The sequence below is a fragment of the Butyrivibrio sp. genome (assembly GCF_024699075.1).
Genome location: NZ_JAILQF010000396.1, coordinates 1 through 2,238, shown reverse-complemented (window position 1 = coordinate 2,238; position 2,238 = coordinate 1). Strand labels below are relative to the sequence as shown.

The 2,238-nt window shown below is 37.6% G+C and carries 3 protein-coding genes; 1 reads left to right on the top strand and 2 read right to left on the bottom strand.

What is annotated here, in order from left to right; genetic code table 11:
- Positions 1-305 precede the first annotated feature (305 nt).
- Entirely contained in the window at positions 306-443 is a 138-nt protein-coding gene (locus tag K6G87_RS15920) for a hypothetical protein (RefSeq protein ID WP_296839462.1), read from the top strand.
- A 29-nt stretch (positions 444-472) separates the two neighbouring features.
- Here K6G87_RS15920 and K6G87_RS15915 read toward each other — a convergent pair whose 3' ends face one another.
- Entirely contained in the window at positions 473-1,216 is a 744-nt protein-coding gene (locus K6G87_RS15915; protein WP_296839459.1) for a hypothetical protein, read from the bottom strand.
- Positions 1,210-2,169, bottom strand: coding sequence for a MarR family transcriptional regulator (locus tag K6G87_RS15910; RefSeq protein WP_296839456.1), 960 nt, complete (start codon positions 2,167-2,169; stop codon positions 1,210-1,212). The genes K6G87_RS15915 and K6G87_RS15910 overlap by 7 nt, the downstream gene beginning before the upstream one ends.
- Positions 2,170-2,238 lie beyond the last annotated feature (69 nt).

The following is a 2,238-nucleotide window of genomic DNA, read 5'->3' as shown; positions in this document are numbered from 1 at the left end:
TAGTCAACAAGCAGACCAAGGATTAGAATGACAGCCTTGAACTGTCATCCAACCAGGCGCTATAATGAGTAAGGTTTGAACATCTGAACTGATCACAGGGGTAATCTACCCTTTCAAATCCTACAGTAAATTTACGCCGTCCTTTCTCAACCGTACTCTTTATAAATATCTGGTTGATGATATCATTATATTAAGAACGATATTGCGAATATATATCAAGGTTTGTGTCTGGAATGAGCATATTCCACCATTTTAGCGAAATATGCTAGCAAGGTTTCTGACCAAGTCAAGAAAGGACTGTAGTCATGAGTGAAAACCATACAGAAAACAGCAAAAATAATAAGAGCAGCTTTGCTGTAGGAGCAACTGCGCTGATATCAGTACTTGCTGTACCAGTTACATTGCTTGCAGGGCTACTCTTATCTAATCGTAAGAAGAAATGATTTTATATACTCTTATCTTCTAATTGTCCCTATAAATACTTTGAACGTAGGATTACTAAAGCCTCCTCCATAGATATCTGCAATCCAAGTTGCTCGGTTCTGACAGGCTCAGATAGTACTTCAGTCAGAAACTCCTCAATGCTTTCGCGGACAAGACCCTCGGTCTCTATGTTTACTTCAGGGTCAACTATCTGAAGAAGCCTGAACACATCGTTCTTATGCTTTTTATAGTCGCGCTCATTAACATGTTCCCCTTTTGATTTTCTTCGCTTCAGATCAACCCAGGCATACATTTTAAAAGGAATTATATAATCAGCACCTAAAACACTGATACCATCAACAACTCTTCGCCCTTTTAACATAAAATCATAAAAATCATCATTCAATAAAATTGCTGATAAACTGGAAGTATCATCATCTATATGAATTGGTATAATTCCTTCTTCGACTTCAAGATTGTATCCAGGCTTTCTTGAAAACAGTTCTATCATCACAGGATATCCATCAATCGGCTCAGTGAATCTGTAAAAATGCATTTTATCACTGTTTTTCCAGCCGCATTTGTATTTGCCTTCCTTGACATATTCCCAAAAGGCTTTTGCAAACTCTTCCTTTTTATCCTCTAAGATCAGAATCATATCAATATCTTTGGTCAGCCTGAAATCAATATCAGCCTCAGACATAAGAATATCGCAGGCTGCTCCTCCAATGACTGTGTAGCAATCTTCAAACCCCCTGAATTTATCTCTAAAAGAATTAATTCCCGCTACCATTTATATTCCTCCAAAAAACTTTGTAATTCGCCTTCAACACGTTCATCCGCATTGTCTGACAGGCTCATGGCAAGTGATACCGGATCCACTTCGCCGTTATTTGCAAATAGTCCCGGATCATATTTCCAGAGTTCTACTCTACTCGTCTTAATATCATCCTGCCATTTTGTATCTATCTCTTCAAAGCCACTCACGATATCGCTGCCTTTAAATACAGCAAATACATCCTCGCTTGACGCCGCAAGCATACTATGCATGCTCAACATAGTTTCTCCGGCAATGAATAGTCCGTCCTTTTTTTTGATTTCTGTATGGACGATCTTCTGAACAGGATTTATCAGATAATCTTTTGCTGCCTCAAATAGCTCACGTCCTCTATAGTTAGGAACCATCCTTATCTCTTTTCCTGCCCGTTCTTCTCTGATAAGGTCCATCTGCTTAAGTTGCTCTGAAGCTCTGGTAATTGACATTTTTGTCAATCCAAGATCATCTGCGGCCTGCTTTTTTATGAAAAAGTCATTTCCACTTTTGTATAACAGATAAAGAAAAAGGCATTGCGTTGCTGGCATCATTTTGTCTGTAGACACAATCATTTTTCTTTTTAAGTTATTACTAAGCATTACCCCAAGGAAAGGCAAAAAAATCTGATCCGGTAATGAAATAAACGGAATATCTTTTGCTATCAACGCATCTCTTTGTACTCTTGTGATGTCATCAAAGCAAAATGCCACATTAAGCCCTGTCTTTTCCATATACTGAGAAAGCTGCTTTTTGAATGCCACAACGCCAAACTTCTCCCGGTCTGACAATTTGACAATCAAAAATGATGCATCTCCCATTACAGCACAATAGAAGACTCTTCCTGATACCATGTATAAAGGTAACCCTTTTAGTTTAATTTGTTCCAAATGACAGTTTATACCAAAGGCGTTTTTTAAAGCATTTTCCAGCATAATATCACCTCGATAACATTTTTCTTTTATAGTAACATTAAATATGTTATCGTTCAATATTTATGTTAC

What these genes read in the sequence shown, in the direction of transcription:
- K6G87_RS15910 (WP_296839456.1), bottom strand. Translation starts at nt 2,169, where the DNA reads ATGCTGGAAAATGCTTTAAAAAACGCCTTTGGTATAAACTGTCATTTG.
- K6G87_RS15920 (WP_296839462.1), top strand. Translation starts at nt 306, where the DNA reads ATGAGTGAAAACCATACAGAAAACAGCAAAAATAATAAGAGCAGCTTT.
- K6G87_RS15915 (WP_296839459.1), bottom strand. Translation starts at nt 1,216, where the DNA reads ATGGTAGCGGGAATTAATTCTTTTAGAGATAAATTCAGGGGGTTTGAA.